Origin of the sequence: Methylicorpusculum oleiharenae, from assembly GCF_009828925.2 — a bacterium.
GTDB lineage: Bacteria > Pseudomonadota > Gammaproteobacteria > Methylococcales > Methylomonadaceae > Methylicorpusculum > Methylicorpusculum oleiharenae.
Map to the genome: position 1 here is coordinate 4,263,828 of NZ_WUTY02000001.1, position 18,449 is coordinate 4,282,276.

Genomic DNA, 18,449 nt, shown 5'->3' on the forward strand with positions numbered 1-18,449 from the left:
GTAATGTAAAAAACTACGGCTGCCTGTTATTTCAAGATTCAGTGATTAAAATTAACTAAAATCAAGCTGACGTTATCGCGTGCACCCCGTTCCAAGGTAAGGTCCATTAATGCTTTCACACTGTCCTTTCTGCTGTAAGTGACGAGTATAGACTCAATCTCTTCCCTGCTAAGTTCTTTATCCAATCCGTCACTGCTTAATAAAAACGTATCGCCGGGAAAGACATCCGTTGTTTCACAGTCAAGATCCAACTCATCGTCTGCACCTACGGCTCGAGTAATAACATTAGACTGTTTGACGCCCCATCCTGATAATGAAACCGAACCCGGCGATAAGTTATCGTCGTTGTAACAATGATCTCGTGTCAGTTGCACCAGTTTGTTATTTCTTAACCGGTACAGTCGGCTATCACCCGCCCATAAAAAGGCACAGCGATTTAGATCGCCAATTAAAACCAGAACGGTACTGCCGACAATCCGATCTTTATAATGACTAACCGCATAGTCTCGTAACGCGACATTTACATTTAACAGGCTGCTGCGAACACTTTCAACATAAGCGTCCAAAGAGGCTTCGGGTGGGATTTTTTGTAACGTATCTACGATCATTTGACTGGCCACATCGCCAGCTGTATGACCGCCCATACCGTCAGCAACCACCCATAATCGTGCGTCCGGCCGGTCAAGAATGGCATCTTCATTAAACTTTCGACGCTTACCGATATCGGTTATCGACCAGGACGCCCAGCCCGAACAGAGGATGACCGGCGACTCGTTGTTGTGGATAAACCCCGGCACCGTATCCTGTTCTGATTCGGAGACGTTGAGGGATGACCCCGTTTGTAAACGTTCATTGCCTGGCAATTGCAGGCATTGATCCTGATTCGAATGCACACGCATTTTTTGGATATTCCATCCGCGTTCCCCAACGTCCCCGGTCAACAAACCTGAAAACGCAGAAAGAGGAGGCATACCCTCGCAAACCAGTAAGGCAGCAGGCTGCTCGTCAGAACCTGAAGTACTCCATAAACTAAAGCCCCGCATGGACTGATCCAATAGCACTTCACTCAGACCGGCAAAGGCTTCAGGCATCTGGTCAGGGCGGTCCAGCGTCACATAAAACGCATTTTTTCCGGAATGATCCTGAGTCTCTTGAGTTGCGCCAGCTTGAATGGCTTTGAATTCCGGAACGGTAGGAAGGTTTTGAACCAGACGATCGAACTCCTCTGTATCCAGGCTGTCCTCCAGACCGCTAAGTGCTGCAGCTTCCAGATGTTCAAACCAATTGGATGATGAACAGAACAAGTTAGGCAGATAACCCTCCTTCACTATCCGGGCTGCGACCGTGAGCGGAAAATAACGTCCGACTTTATCGACGCTGGGCATCAAAATTCCGGCCCAGGCAGATTGACCGCAAACACCCGGGCTTAATACGAATCGCCAAATGGGGGAGCTGATATAGTTGTTTAACCAGTTATTACCCAACTCTTCCCGGCTGGCAGAAATTGAGCTTTGTAGCCAATTGTCCCAAGGGTTCAAAAAATCACGCGGTAAACGGCGCGAAATAAAATCACCCAACATGGGTAATTTTCCGTAAAACCCGGGTTCCGAATGCATAAAGGCCGTCACAGACTTAACGGAAATTGAAAGTTTTGCAATTCTCTCAGTGCAAAAGGATTATCGACACTGGTTGCGCTTAATTCATAACCGGCTTGCAGTCCATCGATATCAAATGTCAGTAAAAATTTATCCTGGGCGGTAATTTGTATTCCGGCTTTATCGAGCACTCTAAACCAGGCCCAAGGCCCCTCCTCTGCCCGGCTGACTTGTTTGCCGTCCAAGGTATCGAAACCGAATCGCACGGACCCGCTTCCGTCGGTTCCGGGCCACTGTAACTGAGTGCTTCGGGTAGGCCCATGCCGGTATTCCGATTGCTGACCTTCCAGGTTCAACCAGAATCTGGATGCGTTGGCATCTAACGAAACCGGTTTCAGATTAAACTTGACCAAAGGCATCTGGCTTCCGCCTTGAAAGAAAACCTCGCGAATCTTATTGGCATATTGAAACTGAATCAGGACACCGGGCGCTATACCGATAGATTGATTATTTTGAGCAATCAACTTCCAGGTTCTGCCACTAGTGTCAACAAAAGCCTTGAGATGAGTATTGAAAAACTGGTCCAAAATCCCATTCGGTGCAAAAAAACGGCTAAAGTCTTGCAATGCAGTATCCCGGCTGCTGCGTTTGGAGAAGGGATAACGACCTTCCAATCCCGATTTATAAAGCGGCAACACTTCGCTCTGCCAAAGCTTATTGAGCTGAGCCTTACTGGAACCCATGATAATGTTCAGATTGCCGCTGGATAAGGTTTGAGTCATGCTTTTTAGCGGCTCAGGCAACCGGGCTGACTCCATCTTCATGCGCGTCATCACATCACCGCTTCCGCCCCCTTCGCTGCGTTGCGCGGCAATTTTGATAGCCGCCCCGCCGCTATCGGAGGTACTTCCCAAATCGATCATAAAGCCATACAACTGTACGAGTAAATTGATGGTCTGATCCAACGGGGCGCCTGCTCCGCCAACGTTTCTGACTAACGATGTCAAAGGTTGAAAATATTTTTCAACTGCAGTTCCAGGGGGATCTGAGGGAAGATTTCCAGCATCTTCCGATTTAACAGTCTTCAAGAGTTTTTGCGTCCGTGCATCTACAGCCTGTTCCGCACCCTCTTTGACTGCAGTCAATGCAGCTAAAGGACTGGGTGGTTTACGAGTCAGCGACGTTTCGTTATCCAGCGCCAGCAGCAGCAGACGAATGGGGGAATCGGGTGCAGAAGCAAATTCAAGCACTTCTATTGATTGCTGGATAGAACTGATATTGTTGATCTTTATATTCTGCAGAAAATCATCCCAATATTGAATAAAGTCTTTATCATAATACCCCTGGACATCCTGCTGAAGACGATCGGGATCCGGCGCGCTGACTTTGGCAGCATCACCCAAGATCCAGTTCTGATCGACGGTTTCCTTGGCAAGCTGCTGGTTTTGTTTTAAAAAAACCTGATAGAAACCGTCATGCGTAAACAAGTAAGGGATAACCTGTTCTTCCAGGCGGCCATTAGCCAGCCTAAACACCCGCGTCGCATTAGGACCCAAGGCATCAAGCACCTTATAATCGCGGCTCTTATCCTGCAACGCTTCGCTTTTGATGCGTAAATAGACTTGTTGAGCAACCGGCACCCTATTTAGAATTTGTCGGGTTGAGGCCACCAGGCGCGGGTCAAGCGGCTGAGGTTCGATTTTCAGTTTCAGCAGATTATCCAGATGTTCCAGCAGCTTGACCTGAACTTCATCGGAATAATTTTTTTCCCAATCAACAGCAATCCAGGGCCGCACCAATCTGGAATCCAGTCTCTCCGGTTCACCCAGCATCAAATAAATTTTCAATAGCTCGTACAATATATCCGGACTTTTGGCTTCCTCGCCGGTAATCCGCTGTTCAAGTCTCTCTTTTATCAAGGGTAAAAATTGCTTGAGCAACACTTGGTCGTAGGTTTCGTTGATAACCGGTTGCAGTTTGCTGCCCTGATAAAGACCGAAGCGCATGGACCAGGGGGTATCTTCCGGGTAAACCTGAGCAACCTGCTGCATCGCATTCATCCGCTGCAATAAGGCAGAAAAATCGGTTTGAATCGGATAACTGGCGGCGGTCTTCTCAAATTGTTGAATTTTATCGTCCAGATCGGAAAGCGCCGATTGGTTGCGGGTATAGCTGGTCGTCCATAAAGCGACCATTACCAGTGTCAGCGCTAACGCCGAACCATAGGCGGCTTGCCGCAATAGAGCCTGATAGCGCTCGACCCGTTGATTTAAGCCGGCAATCAGCGCCTCTTCAAATATGACTTCTTTCAGCAGGCGGTTAATAAAATAACTTTTACCTTTCCCGCTAAACATTGGCACAGAAAAACGATCGAGCTTGAAAGTACTCGCCAATATGCCCATCAACCGATCAATAGGCGTGCCTTCCTGCGTGCCGCTGGTTAAATAGATACCCCGGAGAAACGGCGCTTGCTGGTAACGGTTGGCACCATAACATTCTTTCAGAAATTCAAGCAGATTGCCTTTTAACAAAGCCATGCGTTGCGGAAAACCGAAGATAAGATGCCGTCTTTGCAGATCCCGTTCTTGCTGAAGTCTTTTCGGCAGCCGTTCATTCAGGCGCTTCAACAAGGCATCGAAATCATCACCCACCCTGGAAATGACGTCGGACGGATTATTCTGATCTTCCTCCGGAAAAGTAACGCCCCACACTTGAGCTCTTTCTTCCTTGCCCAAGTCAGCAAAAAAATCATTGAATCCTGCAACCAAATCGCATTTGGTAAACAGCATGTAAATCGGAAAACGGATACCGAAGTGTTCATGCAATTCCTGTATTCTCTGCCGGATTGCTTGTGCATGCTGCAGACGTTCTTCTTCGGTTTGCTTGATCAAATCCGACAAACTCATGGTAATCAGAACACCGTTGACAGGGCGGCGGGGCCGGTGTTTTTTGAGCAGATTTAAAAAACCCAGCCAAGCGGCCTTATCGACCGCTTCATGGCTGTCTTGGGTCGTATAGCGTCCGGCGGTATCCAGCATGACGGCCTGATCGGTAAACCACCAATCACAGTTGCGCGTGCCGCCTACGCCTCGAATTGCATTTTTACCGAATTTATCGGCTAGAGGGAATTCAAGCCCCGAATTAATCAAAGCGGTCGTTTTACCTGAACCCGGGGGGCCGATGATAATGTACCAGGGCAACTCATATAAATACTGGCGGCCCTGGCCTGTTTTGGTTTTAATCTGTTTTAAGGTGTTAAGCGCCTCATCAAAATTTTGGCTGATAACGCCGATTTCTTCCTTTGATTCTGTCTCGGTTTGATCGGTAACCGCATCCGCCGCTGATCCTGATCCGGCCAGGTCATTGACCATTTTGTTATTGGCACGGTTGGCTTTAATCTGAATCCTTAAATTATTCAGTCCCCAAACCACAAACACAATTAACAGCGCGATGAGCCTGGACACTTCCGACTCCAGCGGCGTATGACCCGCTATCGCAATAAGCGGTCCAAAAAACCACAGTAAAAGCGCAATTGCAATGATGCCTAATAATTGAATAACCCACTGTTTCTTGAAGAAATCGATGATTTTTTTCACACTTATCCCTTATATCCTCAAAAAATAATATCAACACGCCGGTTCATGGCTTTGTGTTCGGCGCTGTCATTCGGAACCAAAGGCTGGGTTTCCGCCCGGCCTTCTGATGTAATCGTCGCGTTAACGCTTACATTGCCGCTTAATACCTTGGCAACCGATTGAGCTCGCGCTTGCGATAAATCCCAGTTCGATGGAAATCTTGCCGAAAAAATCGGGTCGCTGTCGGTATGTCCGACGATCAGGATGTTATCGGTGACTTTACTGAGCGCCTTACCGATTTTGTCCAGCAATGGAAAATAGCGGTCGGTGATGTTATCGCTTCCCGAACTGAAAAATCCCTTGCCCGTAATCCGTAATATGATTTTGCCGTTTTTTCTATCCAGGGCAATTTCACCTCGCGCTATTTCAGGCGCTAAAAACGTGTTGATATCGTCGTACAATGAAAAAGCGGGTTCAGCTGCCGCTTGCAGCTCGGGCGCCGGGGTAATGACCGGGGCTGCAACGCTGGCCTGGAAGGATAAACTGTCTTTGATGTTATAAAGTTTTGCCAGCAAGGGACTTGAAGCGGCATTGATCAGGTAAAGAAATCCCAGAAAAACCAGCATCAGCGTCACACCCACCACTGAACCAATCACCCATAACGGGACCAAACGGCTTAATACATTGCGTTTGTCTTTTATGCCCTGCCAGCTGATCGACAATTCCTGTTCGTAATCGCCGCGTTGTCTTTGAATGATCTGGTAAAGATTTTCCCTGACTTCTTCAAGACGGGTCATTCCGTGTTCCTGTATCCGGTACTTCCCTTCAAAGCCAAGGCACAGGCAGAAATACAGCAACTCCAGCAAATGCAAATGCGTGCCGGGTTGTTGCATGATGTTTTTTAATATTTGAAAAAACTTCTCACCGCCCCACGCTTCTTTATGAAACGTGATTAACAAACTTTGCGTACTCCAAAGACTGTTATTACCCCACGGTGTATTGAGCACAGTCTCATCCAGTAACGTACACAAACAGTAGCGAGCCGCCTGGACTTGATCGGCTGGAACTCCGCGCTGTAGAGAGGTGGTTTCAAAGCGCTTCACTTCATTGATAATACTGGATCTAAGCCCGGCTATATCCGGATGTGACGAAGTATTGCGTAATTGTGCAACCAGAGACAGCAACGACAACGCACATTGGGTGAGTGGATTGGTGTCCGAATGGCCTAACTGTTCGTGTAGCCCTTCAGGAAGCGTAACAGGCTGGGAGGGTCTAACATCAGACGATTTCGGGCTGACCGGATCTTGCGGTTTCGGTTTTCGGCCGCCCGGGTTAGGTCTGAGTATGGTTTTGTCATCGTCGATGTAATTTCCGAAGGGATCGTCTTGATTCACTGTCATTACCCGTTTTTGATTGCCCAAAACTCTAGTTCAAGGCCCGGAAAATCTCCGGCAATATGAATGGCAAAACCGCCGGACTGATACATCTGCTTCCAGAGTTCGCCCTGTTTATTCAGCTCGAAATAAGCAAATCCGGCATGATAAGGAATTTGTCTTGGCGCAACGGGCAAAGGATGGATGGTAATACCCGGCAGCGCAGAGCGTACCAATTGCTGAATTTGCTCAACCGGCCCGATTTTGACTTGCGTCGGAAACCCGCTGCGCAATTGCTCTTTTGTGATTTGAGCATTGACCGCCAGCACAAAAATAGCGTCTTTCAATAAATGAGGATCGGGCACTTTGGCGCCGCGAATACCGTATTTGGGTGGGGTCAGCGGAATAGGTATTGCATTTTGTTCCAAAACCGAACTCAACAGATCGCGCAATTCGCTCATGACCCGGGAAAAAGTGAGCTGTAAATCATCGTGCTGATAAGGCGGAAAACTTACCGGCCGCTTGTTCGGCTTGCAAAATGTAGACAATTCGCCGGCAAGTTGGACAGCAAGACGGTAAAAACTTTCCGGATGAAAGGCGGGTATGTTTTGTAGATGTTCAAACAAGGGTTCGACGCGATTCACCATTTGCAAAAGCATAAAATCAGCAATTTCGGCCACGCCACCTCTTCCTGCCTCGGTTGCTCTGCCGCCCAATGCTTCGCCTCGGGTATGCAGTAAACCGAATAATTCCTTGATGAAGCTTTTTAATATTGGTATCGCATTACAATCAACCGAAGGAGGTATGAATTGTTCATCAAGGATGACATTTTTATCAATCCTCGACTCGATGATGCGGGCAACCCCCAAACAGAGATGACCGGCACGCTCCTGTGTTTCAAGCATCAACGAAGTATGTAGCTTGCCGACTGAAACAGGCGAAGTGGTATTATTGCCGGTGTTATGGTCTCTGACGTCATATTCAACCGCATGATAGCGCGCCAGTTTGTTACGGACCTGATCGGTATCCACTTCAACGTTTCCAGGCTGGCGGGTCGGCAACGACAGATAAATAATCGTATTTTGAGTGTCGACGGAAATATCAACCGGTAAAGGAAGATCATCGTCTTCGGGCAAGTTGAACGGGGTTCCATCAGGAAAAACGCCGCTGCATTCGGTTAATGAAAATTTACCCATCGCCAGTTGGCGCGGGTCTATCCTGATTTTTTTAAATCCCCAGTCATAAGGATTAAAACCTCCACACCGTTCACGAATCAACGTTTCAATATAACGATCATGCTGCTGAAAATGTTGCGGGCGGAGAAACATACCCTCCGACCAGACAGTCCTGTTGTTTTCCGCCATGTTAACTAACACCTCCTCGTCACTGTCATCACTGTGCATCAAACACATCCGGATCGTGGATGCGGTGAATTTTCAAATTGCAGCCTTCAGCATAGACCAAAAGTTTTATTGTAACTACCCACTCGCTTTGAATAGCGGGTGTAGGTGCTTGATTGAAAAGGCTTCTGCAACAGGGATGTTGCAGAGAGCTACAGGGAAGTACTCATGCGTCCTTTGAAATCAAGCACCTACCCCAACAAAATGGGAGAGTGAGTAGATACGTTTTATTTTTTTCTCGCCGAAGTCAGCGTGCTCATCTGAGCTTCATACGCTTCAACGAACGCGTCACCGAAAAAATTTTCTATGGCTTCTTCAGCGGCAACACCATACGACTCCTGGTATTTGTCCCAACACTTGGCTTTCTTTTGTAAAACGATGCCTTGCTCAAATTGTTTTTCTACCGTCTTTGGATCAAATTTTTTTAACAATTCATTCAAAGAGGCCTGGATGCCTGCCTGCATGGCCAATTGATGATTCATGATGTCTTCGAAGCCCTGTTCGATGGCTTCAACTGATCCTAAAAAGCCACCTTCCTTATTTTGAATCAATTGCTTGAGTACATCATCCGTGGTAACTGCAAATTTCAATGGGTTATTATTTGAGGCTCTGATGACCGTCATATTGACCCGAAACAGGCTTTTAAATTCTGCTCGGCTTCTTAATACAGCGACAGTGCCATCGACCATTTTTCTGAACATCTGGCCGATTCGGTTAAACGTGTCTTCAGCCGGTTCGGAGCTCTTTATGCTTTGATCCAGTTGCGCACCGGACAAAAATGCATCGAACAACGCGGTTGAGGTCTGAGTTTTTTCCTGAGCGGGCGGCTTGAACGTTTGTAGACGTTCTGGTTTGGCTTGAGATACCGGCGTTTCGACAATATCCAATAGACTACTGCCGGGCACCTCGGGCTCCGGTTCAACAAAAACAGGTGAGGGTTGCGGCTCATCGTCTTTTGCGAGTTGAAGCGACTCTTCCTCGAAAGGATCTTTAAAATCAAACAAGGTATCCACGGGTTGATTGCTGGCATCAACCGGTTGAGAAGACGCCCAGGGACTAGCGGATGAGTCGCCAAAAAGATCTTCAAAGCTTGAAATAACAGGTATTTCATCCGGTTCAGCGGGAGTTGACATGATGTTGGGCGCTACAAAACTATCAAACAGCGGTGATGCAGAATCCGGCAAATGACTCTGAAATTCAGCCTCTTTGAAGTTGTCACCTGAATTAATCAGGTCAGAATGCTCAACATAAGCCTCATCGTCATTGGCCAACAAGCGGTTGGCAAATGGATCATCAAGCATCGGCGAAAACAAGTCCGGTTCATGAACCGGAATCTGGGCCGGTGTTTCCAAAAATTCATTTAAGAATGGCGAATCAGCCTCTTTAGGGGCCGCTGTAGCGGAAATAGTCACGCTGATTTCGTATTCACCAACCCGTAAATGCGTTCCGTTAAACAACTGTTGAGTATTATTTTGCAAGGGTGCGGCGTTCATATCGAAATAGACGCCACTGAGACTGGTATCCGTCAGATAGTAACCACCGTGCTCAAAGGAAATACGAGCATGATGTCTGGAAACAAATTTTTCAGGATCACTGAGCACTAAATCATTATCTTCCGAGCGTCCTATGGACCCTCCCCTTTCGTCCACTGACACAGTGACTGATTCAGACAAAGGTTGACCTTTATACGAGAGTAAGGTTAGCGATAAAGCCATAACAATCGTCTCTTAATGAATGCGTGATGGTTAAGAAGCACTGATTATATGTGCTTACTCGCCTTTTGCCAGAAAAATATAAATATAAGTATCTGATAATAAAATTAATCACCAGGCCTCTTGGGTAAGCTTGCGCATGGCTTTATCGGTTTTTTCAAAGCCTTAAAATTTGACCCGATTCATACTTAAACGCTAGACTCGAACAAATACAATTTTTAGTCCTGAATCAATTTTATTCAACAATGACATACAAACCTCTTTTCTTGATAACCGCGCTTTTTTTAATAACTTTTATTTTCGGTTGTGCGTCCACTGAGGAAGTTGCAGCGCCCAAACCAGCAGAACCCCCACCCCCCGTAAAACTCAGCCTTCAGCTTGAAGCAGGCTCGGCTTTGAATCCAGATGCTGAAAACAGGGCTTCTCCATTAGTCATACGCATTTATCAACTGGCTTCCATTGATAAATTCAATACCAGCGATTTTTTTGCGCTATACGATAATGACCAAACGTTGCTGGGCAATGCGGTCCAATTTCGCCAGGAAATGGAACTTAAACCGTTAACGGATAAATCGCTGACACTCGACGTAAAACCGGATACCCGATACTTTGCTGTATTTGCTGCGTTTCGAGACCTGGATAATGCTCAGTGGCGGGCTGTTTTACCCATTCCTTTTGATCAATCTTCCGCGTTGAAGATCTCGCTAGACGGGTACACGGTAAAACTTGAGAAACGCTGAATAATTTAGCGGGAAAGAGGGTTATTCAGAACACTCGACTATAATCTTTAGCTCTTAACTTAAGTAAAGAGGCCAGCTATGTCAGGCACCATTTTTTTGAACCCAGCATTTGGTTTTAAATCCCCCAAAAAACAAAGCCTCATGCTGGCCATGTCGGGTTTGCTGTTATTCGCACCGGGTTGCCAGACCACCGATCCCAACAGCCCGGAAGGTATGCGAGCCATGGAAGGGTATAGCCCTGCTGAAACCGACAAGTTGTTCATAGTGGATTGTTTGTTACCCGGTCAAGTTAGAAAACTGGGCACACAAATGACTTATCTGACAGCTCGCAGAGCCATCAAAACCACGGCGGGTGAATGTGAAGTTCGGGGCGGTGAATATGTTGCCTATGACCGCGCCAACCTTGCCAGTGCCCTCAAAATATGGCTGCCTCTGGCACAACAAGGTGACCCCGAAGCGCAAATCAATGTCGGAGAAATCTATGAAAAAGGCTTGGGCACACAATCCGATCCCCGTCTGGCCGCAGAATGGTATAGAAAAGCAGCTGAAAAAGGTCACTCCAGAGCTCAAATCAACTTAGGCTATCTTTATGAGAAGGGCTTGGGTGTTGAACAAAACATGACCACAGCGCTCAATTGGTATCGCAAAGCTTCCGGTCTGGACACCGGAGACTTGCAATTTGCTTCGGTTGCCACCTCTCAGGTCAGCTCCCAGCATGAAGAGGAACTGGAAGCCCTGCGCCAAGACGCTGCACGACGTCAATTCGAAGCCGACCAGTTGCGCAAACAACTGACCGAAACCCAGTCACAACTCAAAGATCAGCAAGATGAGCTTGAATCGCTGAAAAATAATCTGGAATTGAAAAAGAAGTCTTTAAACGAGGAAATAAACAAATCATCGCGAAACGAATCCCGTTTGAAACAACTTGAACAGGAATTAAAGTCCACCCAGACCGAGTTCAACGAAAAAAGCAGCCAACTGTCCAGTATTGAAAAAAACCTGAAAACCAAAGAAAAATCCATCCAGCATCACGTTCAGTCGGCTAAAGTTCAACAGAAAACGCTGATTGCAAAAGCCCCGCCGGCTCCCACCGCCTCAGTGAATCGGGATACTGACAATAAGCTGGAAAAATCTCGCATGGAATTGGCCAAAAAAGAAAAGCTGCTCCAGGCTCAGGAAAAAGAGTATCAAACCATTTTAAAAGACATAAAAAGCAGCCTCGAAAACCCGTCCCAATCTTCGGCTGAACCCAAACAGCGAGAACACTTAAGCGCTCAGAAAAAAGCCTTACAAACTCAGGGTCAAAGCATAGCGGCACTCAAAAAACAAATCACGCTGGACCAGGAAAAAATAGCGCAACTCGAAAACAAACAACCCGTATTGATGGCTTTGGCCGCTCCCAATATTGAAATCCTCGATCCACCCATGGTTTTAACGCGGGGAATACCCAGTTTACAACTGAGATCGATTGCCAAAACTAAAGAAATAACCGGCAAAGTTGAAGCGCCTGCCGGCCTTAAATCATTTTTAGTCAATGATAAACCGGGAACAATCGACGATTTGGGTTATTTTCGTCTCCAGGTTACCGCGGAACAAACGGCATCGGCAGTCAACCTTGTCGCAATCGATCAATCCGGAAAAAAAAGCAGCCTTAGTTTTAATGTCGTCAGTCAAACGGAAGGTGCATCTGAAACATCTTCTGAATCGGACGCGACGCCCAGCCGATCCGACAATGCCTATAAAGTCGATTTCGGACATTATCACGCGCTTATCATCGGCAATAACGATTATGCCGAAATGCCCACACTCAAAACGGCCGTCAATGACGCCAAATCGATTGATGCCATCCTTCGTCAACGATACGGCTACAAAACCACCTTACTGATCAATGCCAACCGGCATAAAATTATGAGTGCGTTGAACACGATACGTAACTCATTGAAGGAAAACGACAACCTGTTGATTTATTATGCAGGACATGGCGAACGCGACAAAACAAGCCTGGCCGCTTATTGGCTCCCTACCGACGCGGAAGTCGACAATACTGCCAACTGGATTTCAAGCGACGATATCACGCAATACCTCAACATCATTTCAGCCCGGCATATTCTGGTTGTTGCTGATTCGTGTTATTCAGGCGCGATGACAGGTACCGCTATCGCACGTTTGCCGAAAGAAATGCCGGAAGCCAAACGTGAAAAATGGCTCAAATTCATGACCACCCGAAAAGCGCGAACGGTACTGACATCGGGAGGCGTCGCACCGGTTCTGGACCAAGGCGCACAGCAACATTCTATTTTCGCACGGGCCTTTATAGACGCGTTACAGGGTAATTCCGGAATCATCGAAGATTACGATATTTTCAGAACGGTCTCCAAACAAGTCCGCGTGTCGGCTGCACGGGTCGGTTTTGACCAAAGCCCTCAATACGCGCCGCTCAAGCATGCGGGTCACGAAGGCAGCCCGTTCTTTTTTGTACCGAAATCTTGATTAAACAACGCTTAGTTTTAGTAGGCCTGCACAGCCTATTTTCTACCACGTTGACGATAGCCTGTGCAGCGCAACTTAGCGGTTGCGCCACGCCTTCAGAGTATTTTGCCGAATCGGCAAAAGAATTGGGCATAAGGGATGAACTGCAAAGCAGCAAGGTTTTCATTCATCGCATTTACCAGAATAAAACAGCTCAACAGACAAACGACTACCCGGAACTGCATGTTTATCTGGATGGGGATGGAACGCCCTGGGAAAACAACTGGCTAATCGCTAGCGACCCCACCGCCAGAAATCCGCTGATTCTTAATTTGATGGCGCTGGACAATACGCCATCCATTTTGCTGGGAAGGCCTTGCTATTACGGTCTGAATCAATCGCAGAATTGCAGCCCCCACTTATGGACATCGCATCGATATGCCCTACCCTTGGTCAATAGTCTGGTGGAAGTTTTACACAACTGGTTACAGGACAAACGAGTCCACCGATTGGTTTTGATTGGGTTTAGCGGCGGCGGTGCTTTGGCGACACTGATGGCCTCAAAAATACCGGCAGTCAAGACCCTCATCACCTTATCGGCAAATCTGGATACCGCCGCCTGGACGAAGCACCACGGTTATTCTCAATTGAGCGAATCTTTAAATCCAGCTCAGCAACCCCGATTACCGGCCACAATCAGCCAGGTTCACTTTGCTGCAGAAAAAGACACAAACGTACCGGCCGCAATAGTCCGGTCTTATGCTAACCAGCAACCTTCCGCCCGTTTCAGATCCATTAAAAATTATGACCATACGTGCTGCTGGACGGATCAATGGCCCGAACTACTCTCCGAGGCGCTGAATCCATGACGCTTACAAAACCGGCATCACCAGGCTGCGTAGCGCTTTACTCAAACTCAATAGCGGCAGCAAACTGTTACTGCTGGTTTGGCACACTTCCTTAAATACCCGCTGATAACGGTTGTAATTATTTTTATAAACAACATCATTCAATAACTTGGCAGGGCTGGTATGACTGCTTTCCAATGACTTTTGGGCCAATTGAACCAGCATTTGCCTAAGTTCCACACGCAAGTCACCGGCCGCTTTCCTCTCCCAATAATCCTGTAAAATCATGGCATCCAGTCGTTGCATCAGTTTATCGATTTCTAGCAACGTCATAGACTCGTTTAAAACCCGATAGACTGTTTCAAAATCCCCTTTCGTTTGATTCATCAGATAAACAATCAACGGAAAATCATTTAAATACGACATGGCTACACACCGCTGAGCCAGACTTTCAGGTATGCCACCCTGCACAAATTGCGCTATTTCTGTGTCACATTGACCGGATTCACTTAATTTTTGTAAATAGGCCTGCAAACTGATTTGATAGGATTCGATGAGCGTCTTGTCGGGTAGCACGTTCTGATTATTGATCAGTGACCACTGGCTCAATTGAGCCAGTGCATTTTCCAATTTCAACAGCAAACTGTATTGATCTTCAGCCGAAACGCGGTTATCCAGTTGATAAATTTGCTCGCGCAGATTGTCCGTCTCAAGCACCTGTTCAAATGTCAGATAGGCGGTGACACTTTGGATCAGAGGGCATCGATCATTGTGCCAATTTAAAAAGCTAATACCTGCCTGATTGATGATTTTATTGCTGATAACCGTGGCTTTTATGGCTTGTGCCAGTGGATGTCCGGACAAATAATCTGCATAATTTCGAACGATGGGATCAGGAAAATAAGACTGCAAATATGTATCGAACAAAGGCAAGGCAATGTAAGCCGATTCATCCATGATCTCCTGAGTCAGCATCATTTTACCGGCAGCCATTAACACGGCCAGTTCCGGTCTTGTAATGGCCTGATCCGTCCGGGCCATCACCTCTTTATTCAACGGAAATGCCTCGACCAGCCGATCCAGGTACCCGGAACCTTCCAATCGGGCGGCCAGACTCAAAAATACGTCGGCACTGTGAAAATGTATTCGAAGCCGTTCCAGCGACAAACACAAACTTTGCCGGTAATTGTCAGCCAGCACGCTCTTGCAGACTTCATCAGTCAGCGCTTCAAATTCCTGTTGATAATCTTTAATCACCTGTTTCTTTTGCAGTCCGGTCAACAGGATTTTTAAATTGACCTCATGATCGGACGTATCCACCCCGGCTGAATTATCGATGGCATCGGTATTGATACGGCCACCGGCCAGGGCATATTCGATCCGCGCTTTTTGGGTGAAGCCCAGATTCGCCCCTTCACCAACCACATGAGCCTTCAATTGAGCGGCATCAATACGTACCTCATCGTTATTTCTATCGCCCGCATCCTCATTTTTTTCAGAGGTCGCTTTGACATAAGTTCCAATCCCGCCCAGCCACAATAACTCGACCGGCGCCGAAAGCAGAAAACGGATTAAACTCGCACCGTCCAGTGTTTTATAGCGTATTCCCAACCATTTACGCAGTTGCGGTGAAATCGGAATATCTTTGGCTTGTCGTGAAAAAACCCCTCCGCCGTCAGAGATCAGGTCACGGTTATAATCGTTCCAGCTGGATCCCGGCAATTCGAACAACCGTTGACGTTCGGCATAGGCCTGTTCCAGATTGACCGGATCCGGATCAACAAAAATATGCTGGCCGCTGATGGCCGCCAACAGACGTATCTGTCTGGATTGCAACATCCCGTTTCCAAAAACATCGCCATCCATGCTGCCTACGCCGACAACCGAGAAGGGTTCATTTTGTATATCTTTATTGATTTCCCGGAAATGCCGTTTGACACATTCCCAGGCGCCACGGGCAGTAATACCCAGCGATTTATGGTTGTAACCGCTGGAACCTCCGCTTGCGAAAGCATCACTCAGCCAGAACCGGTAACGTAAGGAAACAGAATTAGCCAAATCAGAAAATTGCGCGGTCCCTTTATCAGCCGCAACGACGAGATAAGGGTCAACATCATCGTAACGGACGATACCCGGCAAAGTGACGGCTTCTTCGCCGATGTAATTGTCGGTCAGATCAAGCAAGCCCTCCATTAAAGTGACATAAGCCTGCTTGACAGCCGCTTTAAAGTCTTCGCCATTACTTGTTGATTTGACGATAAAGCCGCCTTTGGCTCCTTTTGGAATAATCAATGCATTCTTGCTCATTTGAGTTTGCATCAACCCCAAAATTTCAGTTCTGAAATCATCTGGCCGATCCGACCAGCGAATACCACCTCTGGAAATCTTGCCGCCTCTCAAATGAATACCTTCCATGGTTGCAGCATGAACATAAATTTCGTTCTGCGGTTTCGGTGCAGGTAAATCAATAATGCCCAGGCTGTTAATTTTGAACGCCACAAAAAAGTCATCACTGTGCTGACGGACATGAAAATTACATCGCACCGTCGCGTCAATCAGATTAAACAAGGTCCTCAGCACCTTATCGTCGTTAGCATCAGTCACTGCTGCCATGTTTTCGAGTAACTGCAGTTTTAAGGGAAACAGCGTCTGCTCTTCGCGCGCAAGAGGATCGTCACCGTCCAGTTCCGGATTAAAACGGGCGTCAAAATAGGCAAACAGATTTTTGGTAACCAGGGGATGATGCGTCAGCGCATGATTGAAACTGGCCATGGTTGTAGGATGGCCCAGCTGCAGAAAGTAATTGCGATAAGCCCTCAGCACATCGATTTGCTGCCAGGACATACCGGTCAAAACCAGTAAACTGTTTAAAGAGTCGTTATCCGCTCTCCCCAGTGAAATCGCATTAATTGCCTCCAAAAGACGAAACTTAAGCTTGCTGAAGCTTTCAATCTGGGTTTTAGCGGCAAGAATCGTAAAGCTTTTGATGAAGACCGGGGTCTCCTCAATGTGAAAAACAAACTGAACCTGATCTTTTACTCTCAGCCCCAAATGCTTTAACACCGGAATATATTCGTCCAGATAATGTTCCTGACGGCTGTAAAAGTGCAGCCGGTAATCACGCCGGGCATGACAAGGACTCAGCAAATTGACGGCTTGCCCCCCTGTTTTGACACAGGTTTCAATCGACATCATGTCCTTGACCGCAAAACGTGGCGGCATCAACATCTGATAGGACAAAGGAAAAACGGTCTGGTATTTTTGCCATAATACCGCCCCCTCTCTGGCTCCAAAAGTCCTTTCTACCAACTGCCTGAATGATGCTTGCCAGGGCCGAATGACCTTGTTCAGTTCTCTGTCCAAGCGGTCAACGTCAATATCGACGACCTGATCTGACGGCTGCAGCATCATATGCAAGCCGATAAATCGCCCGCAAACCTGAGTATGGGACGATTTTTTTATTCGGCAATTCAGGAAACTTGAAAGCTTGCGTTCAACTTCCCGTTCGATATCCTGACGGTACAACTGATTAGGAATAATGATGAGCAACGAAATGCGATCCGCATTAGGGCTGGCGAGGACCAGACTCTTGACGCTTTCAGACCGGCAAATGTAAGTTTTTAACGATTCGATCAATAAATACAGCTGGGGCTGCTGGAGCAAAAAGCTTTCAATTACAGGGAAAACATTAAAAATATCCTTGAATTGGTTAAATTCATAACTGTATTCCTCAATACCCGCCTGTTTCATGGCCAAAGTAAATTTTTGGGCTAAAAACGGAACTTTGCAGGTCAGACTGTTCAGCTCATTGGCATCCAGTTCGCCCCAAAACGCATGCTCTATCCACCCACCGGCTTTATTCTCAGACCTTAACCCCACATACACCAGAGATGATGGGCTCATGAAAGAGCACCCGGCAGGCAGATAATCCATCACAAAAGGCGTTGAACGTGCCAAAACATGCCTTAAGTGTTCGAGAAATAACTGTTCTTCCTCGGGATCTTTATCAACCGGGCAAAAATGAGAAAACAGGGGTGCCAAATCTGAATCGGGCGTCAATTCCATCGCTTCAAGCAATTTGAATGCACCCTGTTTAAACCATGCTAATAGCGGCTGGTAGTCGGCGAACTCGTCAAGTCCTATTACATTTGCCAGTTTATCCTGAAGCTCCGGACGATTTTCTTCCCATTGCGCCGACCATTCGAGAATAGCTTTGATCCTATGAGTGATGGTTGTGCGTAATGATGTATTCGTAGTCTCTATTTTTACCAGCATGATCAGTTCGTGAAGCCCGGATGTGGATTTCACATCGACACTCAGAATCTGCTGTTCATCACGTTCTACATTTAGCACTCGGTAAAGCAGCAGTTTCAGGGGTAATTTCCTGCTGCTTTGCAAAGCCGTGATTGATTCCACGATATGTTCTGAATGGGCGCTGACAATCGCAATAATTTCCTGAGATTCTCCCGGCAGACTCAGCGTTCTAAGGAGATATCGACCCAACTTATCGCTCAAACAATCGGCTAATTGATCGATAATTGATGCTGATACCGGAGAAGGCAGCGATAAAAGAAAATTGTCTCCGGTCAACAACAGTTGTGTCATCCGGTTTAATACGCATCGCTTGATGGCATTGACATGGTGATTGTGGAGCGTACAAATGGACTGGATTTTTTGTTTTTGACGAGCGGATTTTAAACTCGTTTGACCGGCAGTTAGACGTACTTTCAAAGTCGC

The 18,449-nt window shown here is 47.0% G+C and carries 9 protein-coding genes; 3 read left to right on the forward strand and 6 right to left on the reverse strand.

Translation table 11 applies throughout. The features are described from left to right. Positions 1–38: 38 nt before the first annotated feature. From tagF to tagH, 5 genes are all read right to left on the reverse strand, one after another. The gene (gene tagF / locus GO003_RS19160) at positions 39–1,616 is read right to left on the reverse strand and encodes a type VI secretion system-associated protein TagF (RefSeq protein ID WP_159653903.1); all 1,578 of its coding nucleotides are present in this window, start codon (positions 1,614–1,616) and stop codon (positions 39–41) included. An 8-nt stretch (positions 1,617–1,624) separates the two neighbouring features. After that, positions 1,625–5,191 (reverse strand): type VI secretion system membrane subunit TssM, encoded by a 3,567-nt coding sequence (gene tssM / locus GO003_RS19165; RefSeq protein ID WP_159653905.1) that lies wholly within the window; start codon positions 5,189–5,191, stop codon positions 1,625–1,627. A gap of 17 nt (positions 5,192–5,208) precedes the next feature. Beyond that, positions 5,209–6,570 carry a type IVB secretion system protein IcmH/DotU gene (gene icmH / locus GO003_RS19170; RefSeq protein WP_231089090.1) on the reverse strand — a complete coding sequence of 454 codons (1,362 nt, stop codon included), beginning with the start codon at positions 6,568–6,570 and terminating at the stop codon, positions 5,209–5,211. Then, entirely contained in the window at positions 6,570–7,946 is a 1,377-nt protein-coding gene (tssK, locus tag GO003_RS19175) for a type VI secretion system baseplate subunit TssK (protein ID WP_231089091.1), read from the reverse strand. The genes icmH and tssK overlap by 1 nt, the downstream gene beginning before the upstream one ends. Positions 7,947–8,170: 224 nt before the next feature. After that, complete coding sequence (tagH, locus tag GO003_RS19180; protein ID WP_159653909.1) at positions 8,171–9,658, reverse strand: type VI secretion system-associated FHA domain protein TagH; 1,488 nt, start codon at positions 9,656–9,658, stop codon at positions 8,171–8,173. Between the two features lie 242 nt (positions 9,659–9,900). Here tagH and tssJ point away from each other — a divergent pair, with 242 nt between their 5' ends. From tssJ to GO003_RS19195, 3 genes are all read left to right on the forward strand, one after another. Continuing rightward, positions 9,901–10,395, forward strand: a complete 495-nt coding sequence (gene tssJ / locus GO003_RS19185) for a type VI secretion system lipoprotein TssJ (RefSeq protein ID WP_159653911.1) — start codon at positions 9,901–9,903, stop codon at positions 10,393–10,395. Between the two features lie 78 nt (positions 10,396–10,473). Further along, positions 10,474–12,885 carry a caspase family protein gene (locus GO003_RS19190; RefSeq protein WP_206444606.1) on the forward strand — a complete coding sequence of 804 codons (2,412 nt, stop codon included), beginning with the start codon at positions 10,474–10,476 and terminating at the stop codon, positions 12,883–12,885. After that, positions 12,882–13,733, forward strand: coding sequence for an alpha/beta fold hydrolase (locus GO003_RS19195; protein ID WP_159653913.1), 852 nt, complete (start codon positions 12,882–12,884; stop codon positions 13,731–13,733). The genes GO003_RS19190 and GO003_RS19195 overlap by 4 nt, the downstream gene beginning before the upstream one ends. A 3-nt stretch (positions 13,734–13,736) precedes the next feature. Here GO003_RS19195 and GO003_RS19200 read toward each other — a convergent pair whose 3' ends face one another. After that, the gene (locus tag GO003_RS19200; RefSeq protein WP_231089092.1) at positions 13,737–18,443 is read right to left on the reverse strand and encodes an NAD-glutamate dehydrogenase domain-containing protein; all 4,707 of its coding nucleotides are present in this window, start codon (positions 18,441–18,443) and stop codon (positions 13,737–13,739) included. Between the last annotated feature and the right edge of the window lie 6 nt (positions 18,444–18,449).